The following is a 7,003-nucleotide window of genomic DNA, read 5'->3' as shown; positions in this document are numbered from 1 at the left end:
GAGGCCCCGGACGGGTCGCCCGGCGGGGTGCGGGGCGACCCGTCCGGGGCCTCGCGGCGGCTGTCGGGGGCATCGCGACGCGCGGGCGGCGCGGCGCGGTCGAGGTCGCGGGCAGCCGGGGGCGATGGCGGCGGCACCGCGCGCTCGACCGGCTGCGGCCGCTCCTGAGGTCTCTCCTGCGGCCTTGCGGCGGGCGCGCGATCCTCGCGCGGGTCCGGCCGCTCGCGGGCGGCGGGCGGCGCCGGACGCTCGGCCGGCTGCGGCCGCTCTTGTTGGCGCTCTTGCTGCCTCTCTTGCTGCCTTTCCTGCGGGCGCGCGGCCGGGGCGCGGTCCTCGCGCGGCTCGGGGCGCGGCTGCGGACGCTCCTGCGGGGCGGCCCGCTCGGGGCGAGGCTCGGGCCGCTCGCGGCCGCCGGGGGGGGCGCCGGCCGGGCCTTCGCGCCCGCCGCCACGACCTTCGCCGCCACGCCCTTCGCCGCCGCGTCCGCCCGGGCCTTCACCGCCGCGCGGTCCGCGCTCGTCGGGGCCGCCCTGCGCCAGGAGGATCGTGCCGGAGGCGCCGTCCTCGCGGGCGAAGGCGGGTGCAGCGAGGACGAGCCCGGGCAGCATCGTGCCGGTCAGGAGCAGCAGGCGGAGTGTCCGCATTCGGTCGGCCTCGAAGGATCGTGGAAAGCCCAATCGAACCCACGAGCGCCGGGATGGTTCCGGCGCGGCGCCGCTCAGGGGGGATTCGCCGAGGACGCCTTGGCCGGCCCGATCCGGTCGAGGGCGATGATCCGCACCGTGCGCTCGGCGGTGCCGGTGGCGGACGGCTCGGCGGACAGGTCGGGCGCCGGCTTGCCCGCCACCTCGACCGGCAGGCCCGAGCGCTCGGCGGCGTCGGCGGCCAGCACCGCCGCGGTCCGGTCGGCGCGGCCGACGAGGGTGAGGCGGACCTTCGGGCTCGGGCGCGAGAGCGCCTCGGCCTGCATCGGGGTGACGAAGATGTCGCCCTTGTGCCGCACCAGCATGCTCTCGGCCTTGGTCAGCGACTGCGCCCAGGTCTTGTCGGCGGGCTTGCACGAGCAGTTCGGCACGAAGGCCTTGCGGAACTTGAAGGCGTTGGCGAGCGACACGTAGGCCTTGCTGCCCTTCACGGTCGCCGCCGACTTCAGGGCGTCGTCGCCGTAGGGCATCGAGTAGGCCGCAGCCTCCGTTCCGGGGCAGAGCGCCTGGCACATCTCGTCGGCGCCGGTGCGGCCCTCGGGCAGGTTGCGCATCGGAAAGTAGGCGCCGTCGCAGGTCCGCACGCAGATCACCTGCGCGCCGCCGCGGGCATGGGTCTCGCCGGTCGCCGGGTCGACGCGTGCGGAGTCGGCGCAGGACGAGGCCACCAGCCCCTGGAGCTGGCGGCGTCGGGCGCCGGTGTCGTCGATCGCCGCGCCGCCATAGGTGGCGTTGAGCGCGCGGATGCGCTGCTCGACGGCGCCGCATTGCGGGGGCCGCGTGTCGAAGAACAGGAAGGTGCCGCCCTCGCAATTCAAGGAGCGGTGATAGGCCTCGAGCCGGCCGATCTCGCTCTGCAGCGCGCGCACCGTGCTGGCGCCGTTGCTCAGGCTCGCCAACTCGGAGCGGTAGCGCAGGCAGGCCGCGCTCGGCAGGCGGCTCGGCGCCGGGGCGGAATTTTCCGCGGCCGGAACCGGGGTTTGGATCTGGTCCTGGGCGTGCGCGGCCACGGTCGCGCCGAGCCACAGCGCGAGGATCGCGAGCGGGCGGCGGAGCGGGCGGAATCGAAGGCGCGTCGACGGCATGGCTGAACGATCGGGGGTTCGGCGCAGGGCGGTGGGTGAACGGTTCGCCGCGTCGTGAAGGTCGGCGCCGGGAAACGAAGCCCCGGCGGGCTTAACTTTTTTAAACGCCCTCGCGCATCGGCGACAGCCCTCCTACATGCCCGCGACGACACAAGCGGGGGAATGGTGAACGATGTTGCTTCGGGGTCTCACACGCGGCGCGCGGGCCGCGCTGCTCCTGTCGGCGCTGGTCGGCCTCGCGGGGGCCGCCGCGGCGCAGGAGCCCGACCGGATCTTCGACAAGTCGACGGTCTGGCGCCCGCTCACGCCCAACGACAAGCTCGTAGTCTACGGCGTCGACGACCCGCTCGTGAGCGGGGTGGCCTGCTGGTACACCCAGCCGGAGAAGGGCGGCATCAAGGGCACGCTCGGCCTCGCCGAGGACGTGTCCGACATCTCGCTCGCCTGCCGCCAGGTCGGGCCGGTGCAGTTCTCGGGCAAGTTCGGCCAGGGCGAGGTGGTGTTCAGCGAGCGCCGCTCGCTGGTGTTCAAGTCGATGCAGATCGTGCGCGGCTGCGACGTGAAGCGCAACACGCTGATCTACATGGTCTATTCCGACCGGGTGATCCAGGGTTCGCCCAAGAACTCCACCTCGAGCGTGCCCCTGATGCCCTGGGGCACCGAGCCGCCGCCGAAATGCGGCGCGTTCCTGAAGGGCTGAGCGCCGCGCTGTCCCTCCCTCTTTACGGGGGAGGGAAAGGCTCGGCCCAAATCCCGAAAGCCCTCAATCCTGGCAGGTGATGCGGATCGGGCGCTCGGCCGGCTTCGTCACGGGGAGGTCGATGGCGCCGGTGTATTCCTCGGCCGCCGCGATCCCGTAGGCGTTGGCGGTGGCGTAGCCCTGCGCCTCGCACCAGGCGTTGGCGACGACCTGGCCGCACTCGCTGCCGGGGCTCGTCAGGCACTCGCCGACGCCGTAGCCGTCGCTCGACGGGATCAGGAAGGTCTTCTCGACATGGGGCGCCGCCTTGGCGGCCGGGGTCTCGCCGTCGCCCGCGGCGAAGGCGCCCTGCGCGAGGGTGACGAGGAGGGCAGCGGCAGCGAGTGCGCCGAGTCCGGCAGCCGAGCGTCGCATGGATACGTCCTTGTTCAGGGGTGGCCCTGGTTCGAAGTCTTGCGTGCGGATCGTGAGCGAGCGCCAAAATCCGACGGCGGGGTAAACAAAGGCTTTCCGGCGTCGACCGCGTTTCGTCCGCTGGGCCGATCGCGCCGGTCTCGAATTCTTGACGGATTTCGGGTAGCCCGATCCGGTCCGCCGGACCGTCGCCGATCCGCAACACGGCCCGGCGCGAAGCCGGCGGCAATGCGGCGGGGCGGGTCGCGCCCGGTCCCGCGGGCGGGGGCGGCGCGCCGTGCCCAGGGCGTTGACGGCAAACGAGAGTTTTCGCCGGCCCGGCACCGGGCGCAGGCCGCGCCGCCGGGATCGCGGCCGCGAAGGACGAGGGACGTTTCATGGCGCCGATGTTGCGGCTCTACAACACGCTGACCGGAGCCAAGGCGCCGTTCGCGCCGATCGATCCGAGCCACGTGCGGATGTATGCCTGCGGCCCGACGGTCTACGACGCGGCCCATATCGGCAACGCGCGCCCGATCATCGTCTTCGACCTGCTGTTCCGGCTGCTGCGCCGGCTCTACGGCGAGGCCCACGTCACCTACGCCCGCAACGTCACCGACGTGGACGACAAGATCAACGCGCGCGCGGCCGAGCGCGGCATCACCATCCGCGAACTCACCGACGGGACGCTCGCCGCCTTCCACGCGGACCTCTCCGACCTCGGCGTGCTGATGCCCGACGCGGTCAACGTCGCCGGGGGGCGCCCGCGGATGATCGAGCCGCGCGCCACCGATCACATCGTGGAGATGGTGGCGATGATCGAGGGGCTGGTCGTCGCCGGCCACGCCTACGTGGCGGCCGACCACGTGCTGTTCGACGTGCCCTCGATGCCCGATTACGGCGCGCTCTCGAAGCGGCCGCTGGACGAGATGGAGGCCGGCGCCCGGGTCGAGGTCGCGCCCTACAAGCGCTCGCCGCTGGATTTCGTGCTGTGGAAGCCCTCGAAGCCGGGCGAGCCGTCCTGGCCCTCGCCGTCGGGCATCGCCGCGCCCGGGCGCCCGGGCTGGCACATCGAGTGCTCGGCGATGTCGGCGCGCCACCTCGGTCAGACCTTCGACATCCATGCCGGCGGCATCGACCTGATCTTCCCCCACCACGAGAACGAGGTGGCGCAGTCCCGCTGCTGCTTTTCCACGCCGGTGATGGCCAACACCTGGCTGCACAACGGCTTCCTCCAGGTGGAGGGGGAGAAGATGTCGAAGTCGGCCGGCAACTTCGTCACCCTGCGCGCGGTGCTGAACGATTGGCCCGGCGAGGTCGTGCGGCTGGCCATGCTGAAGTCGCACTACCGCCAGCCGATCGACTGGACGCTGCGCGGCCTCGAGGAGGCGCGGCGGATGCTCGACCGCTGGTACGGCGCCGTCGGCGACGCCGCCCCCGCCGCCGAGGCACCGGATTCGGTGCTCGAGCCGCTGCTCGACGACCTCAACACCGCCGCGGCGCTCGCCGAGATCCACCGCCTCGACGACCCCGCGCAACTCCGGGCCGGGGCGAACCTGCTCGGCCTCCTCGACCGGACCCGCTCGGAGCGCGACCAGGCCACCGTCGCGGCCTCCGGCCTCGACGTGGCGGCGATCGAGGCGCTGATCGCGGATCGCGCCGCGGCGCGGGCCGCCAAGGACTGGGCCGCCTCGGACCGCGCCCGCGACGCGCTGGCGGCGATGGGCGTCGCGGTGAAGGACGGCAAGGACGGCACGACCTGGAGCGTGGTCTAGGCCCGCACCCCGGCCGGCTCCAGCGACGCGATGGCGTGATCCATCCTGTCGAAGACGTCGTCAGCATCTTGTAATAAAGACTTTGAGTTGTATTATCGGGTAGTGAAAGTCCCTGGAGTTTCGTCGGCGAACGAGACGAACGTCCGATCCGACTGAATAGAATCTCCACTGTCTGGTCCTAGTGTTGCCGGGTGCGGTCTTCTCAGCACCCGAACCAGGCCACGACGATGTACCCTGCGCCTCGAAATCGCGTCCTGCGTTAGCTCGCCGAGATCGGTTCCGATCTGCCGGACACGGTCGAGCAGCGCCTACGCGCCGGGTTCTTCACGTCCAAGGACCCCCTCGTCGTCGGCGCCGTCAACACCATCGCGGTGGCCGGTGTCGCGTATTTACGGTCGGACCAGGCGGTCTTCGCGGTCTTCGCGGTCATCGCGTTCCTCGACCTGCTGTTGCTGGCCCTCCGCCCTGTGCTGTTGCGGCGAGTCGGCGCGCCGTCCGGGCCGGTCTTCGCCACCGGCCTGCTCTGGACCTGCCTGCAGGGCGCCACCATCGCCTCGCCGTCGCGTCCGACGACACGGTGATGTCGATCGTCGTGCTCGCGTCGGGCCTCGGGGCGATCAGCGGGATCGTCGGCCGGAATTTCGCGGCTCCGCGCTATGCGATGGCGCAGATCCTGATCGTCGACATGAGCGACAAGGCCACGTTCCTGGCAGCGCATGTCGCATTCCTGCCGCTGATCGCGGTGCAGACCACCGCCTTCATCCTGATGAACCTGGGCATCCTGCGCCATCACCCGGCGGTGACCGTGCAGGCGATCCTCGGTGAGCCGGAGAGCCACGGCCGCTCGATCACCGACCCCCTCACCGGACTCGTCAACCGCCGCGGCCTGGAGGAGGCGTTCGAGGCGCTGCAGGCGACCGGCGCCGAGCGAACCTGTTCTACCTCGACCTCGACGGCTTCAAGCAGGTCAACGACCGCCTCGGGCACGCGGCCGGCGACGCCCTGCTGCGCGAGGTAGGCCGGCCCCGGCGCCACGGCCTGCCGCCTCGGGGGCGACGAGTTCCTGCTGCTCGCCGGATCGCTGGACGAGCGGGAAGCGCACCGGCTCGGCGCCGGAATCGTCGCGGCGATCGCTGAGCCCTACCGCATCGGCGAGGGCGTTCTGGCGCAGGTCGGCGTCGGCGTCGTGCGGAACGAGGACGCCTCGAACGAAATGGGACTCGCGGAGATGATGCTGCGCGCCGACCAGGCGCTCTACGCCGCCAAGACCTCCGGCAAGGGCCGCTGCATCCTGCATGGGGCCGCGGAGATGACCCTCGACCGGCGGCCTGACGGCGCCGCCGAACCGGGATCAGCGGACCGCCAGAAGGTGCGGCGCGGGGCCGTCGCGGCCGTAGAGGTCGAGCATGTGCCGGCAGCCGCCCTCCGGGTCGGCGCGCAGGTCGCGCTCCAGCGCGTCCGCGTCCTTGCGCAGCCAGACCGAGCGCTTCTGGTAGAGGTCGGAATGGTTGATGCCGTGGTCCTGGGAGAAGCGCCGGAAGCTTGCGTCGTCGAGGCGCAGGCCCGGGCATAGCCGGCTCGCCACCTCGGCCTCCACCACCTCGCGCAGGCCGATCGCGGGTACGATGTGCCGGTCGCGGTAATGCGTGGCGCCGTTGGCGAACAGCACCCAGAGCACGATCGGCAGGCCGAGGCGGTAGGCGAGGCCGAACCGCTCGGATCGCGCCGCCGGGGGTGTGGCGGAATTGGCAAGCGTCGCCGGTCGTGCCGCCGCGTTCATCGCGCGCCTCCGCGGGTACGCCGGCCTCGATCGATCCCCGGGAGGGTCATGGCTGCTCCGCGTCTTGGTCGCCGCCGAATGTAGCAAAAACCAGGCCGGGTTAGGTCGTCTTCATTTCTGGTTGTTGTCGGCATTGCGAATCAGCGGCACGAACACAGAATTTTGATTGGCGAACGTCCGATCAGGTCGCGTCCGGGGAAGGTTTGACGCGCCGATCACTGACGCAGCGCCATCCCATTTGAATTCAATATTTCGACACGGAGACGCCGGGCACGGCATGCGATGCGCATTGCGGCTCCTTCTCCCAGGGGAGAAGGTCGGGATGAGGGGCGTGCCGGATCCAGAGGGGTCACGCCCTTCGCTGAGAGCGACACGCTTCACACATCCCCGCGTCTGGCGGTCCGCTTCGCGCGCATCCCCTCGCCCCGCGCGCGGGGCGAGGGCTTTGCCGACGACGAGGTCGGCAGAGCCCTCTCCCCCACCGAAGTCGGGCCTGCCCGATTTCGGCAGGTAGGTTCGGATCTCGGGCAAGCCCGAGATCCATGCGGGGCGAGCGGATGCGCGCA

Annotated in this window: 9 protein-coding genes and 2 pseudogenes; 6 read left to right on the top strand and 5 right to left on the bottom strand. The window is 71.5% G+C overall.

Annotated features, from left to right (window positions below):
- Both MFF13_RS21655 and MFF13_RS21650 read right to left on the bottom strand, forming a co-directional pair.
- Nucleotides 1–644: pseudogene (locus MFF13_RS21655) on the bottom strand (OmpA family protein); the annotation flags it as partial.
- 74 nt (nt 645–718) lie between these two features.
- The gene (locus MFF13_RS21650) at nt 719–1,789 is read right to left on the bottom strand and encodes a DUF2865 domain-containing protein (RefSeq protein WP_147765371.1); all 1,071 of its coding nucleotides are present in this window, start codon (nt 1,787–1,789) and stop codon (nt 719–721) included.
- Nucleotides 1,790–1,961: 172 nt separating this feature from the next.
- On the opposite strand from MFF13_RS21650, the gene MFF13_RS21645 reads away from it, so the two are divergent.
- Nucleotides 1,962–2,489 (top strand): CreA family protein, encoded by a 528-nt coding sequence (locus tag MFF13_RS21645; protein WP_147815790.1) that lies wholly within the window; start codon nt 1,962–1,964, stop codon nt 2,487–2,489.
- Nucleotides 2,490–2,552: 63 nt separating this feature from the next.
- Here MFF13_RS21645 and MFF13_RS21640 read toward each other — a convergent pair whose 3' ends face one another.
- Complete coding sequence (locus MFF13_RS21640) at nt 2,553–2,903, bottom strand: hypothetical protein (protein WP_147754539.1); 351 nt, start codon at nt 2,901–2,903, stop codon at nt 2,553–2,555.
- A gap of 377 nt (nt 2,904–3,280) precedes the next feature.
- On the opposite strand from MFF13_RS21640, the gene cysS reads away from it, so the two are divergent.
- The 5 genes and pseudogenes from cysS to MFF13_RS26585 all read left to right on the top strand — a co-directional run.
- Nucleotides 3,281–4,657, top strand: a complete 1,377-nt coding sequence (gene cysS, locus MFF13_RS21635; protein WP_147764160.1) for a cysteine--tRNA ligase — start codon at nt 3,281–3,283, stop codon at nt 4,655–4,657.
- 371 nt (nt 4,658–5,028) lie between these two features.
- Nucleotides 5,029–5,238 carry a hypothetical protein gene (locus MFF13_RS21630; RefSeq protein ID WP_147764161.1) on the top strand — a complete coding sequence of 70 codons (210 nt, stop codon included), beginning with the start codon at nt 5,029–5,031 and terminating at the stop codon, nt 5,236–5,238.
- Nucleotides 5,238–5,675: a hypothetical protein gene (locus MFF13_RS21625; RefSeq protein ID WP_147764162.1), complete on the top strand. Its 438-nt coding sequence runs from the start codon at nt 5,238–5,240 to the stop codon at nt 5,673–5,675. The genes MFF13_RS21630 and MFF13_RS21625 overlap by 1 nt, the downstream gene beginning before the upstream one ends.
- A complete protein-coding gene (locus tag MFF13_RS26590; protein WP_147764181.1) occupies nt 5,591–5,794 on the top strand; it encodes a diguanylate cyclase domain-containing protein in 204 nt (67 codons plus the stop codon). The genes MFF13_RS21625 and MFF13_RS26590 overlap by 85 nt, the downstream gene beginning before the upstream one ends.
- Nucleotides 5,697–5,927: pseudogene (locus tag MFF13_RS26585) on the top strand (diguanylate cyclase domain-containing protein); the annotation flags it as partial. The gene MFF13_RS26590 and the pseudogene MFF13_RS26585, both read left to right, overlap by 98 nt.
- 81 nt (nt 5,928–6,008) lie before the next feature.
- On the opposite strand, the gene MFF13_RS21615 reads toward MFF13_RS26585, so the two are convergent.
- The gene (locus tag MFF13_RS21615; protein WP_238272911.1) at nt 6,009–6,437 is read right to left on the bottom strand and encodes a hypothetical protein; all 429 of its coding nucleotides are present in this window, start codon (nt 6,435–6,437) and stop codon (nt 6,009–6,011) included.
- A 111-nt stretch (nt 6,438–6,548) separates the two neighbouring features.
- A partial coding sequence (locus tag MFF13_RS21610; RefSeq protein WP_238272910.1) for a hypothetical protein occupies nt 6,549–7,003 on the bottom strand: 455 nt, incomplete at its 5' end.

Origin of the sequence: Methylobacterium cerastii, assembly GCF_022179125.1 — a bacterium.
Taxonomy (GTDB): domain Bacteria; phylum Pseudomonadota; class Alphaproteobacteria; order Rhizobiales; family Beijerinckiaceae; genus Methylobacterium; species Methylobacterium cerastii.
The sequence above is the reverse complement of the archived record's forward strand: the minus strand, read 5'-3'. Positions and strand labels throughout refer to the sequence as shown.

What these genes read in the sequence shown, in the direction of transcription:
- MFF13_RS21650 (WP_147765371.1), bottom strand. Translation starts at nt 1,789, where the DNA reads ATGCCGTCGACGCGCCTTCGATTCCGCCCGCTCCGCCGCCCGCTCGCG.
- MFF13_RS21645 (WP_147815790.1), top strand. Translation starts at nt 1,962, where the DNA reads ATGTTGCTTCGGGGTCTCACACGCGGCGCGCGGGCCGCGCTGCTCCTG.
- MFF13_RS21640 (WP_147754539.1), bottom strand. Translation starts at nt 2,903, where the DNA reads ATGCGACGCTCGGCTGCCGGACTCGGCGCACTCGCTGCCGCTGCCCTC.
- cysS (WP_147764160.1), top strand. Translation starts at nt 3,281, where the DNA reads ATGGCGCCGATGTTGCGGCTCTACAACACGCTGACCGGAGCCAAGGCG.
- MFF13_RS21625 (WP_147764162.1), top strand. Translation starts at nt 5,238, where the DNA reads ATGTCGATCGTCGTGCTCGCGTCGGGCCTCGGGGCGATCAGCGGGATC.
- MFF13_RS21615 (WP_238272911.1), bottom strand. Translation starts at nt 6,437, where the DNA reads ATGAACGCGGCGGCACGACCGGCGACGCTTGCCAATTCCGCCACACCC.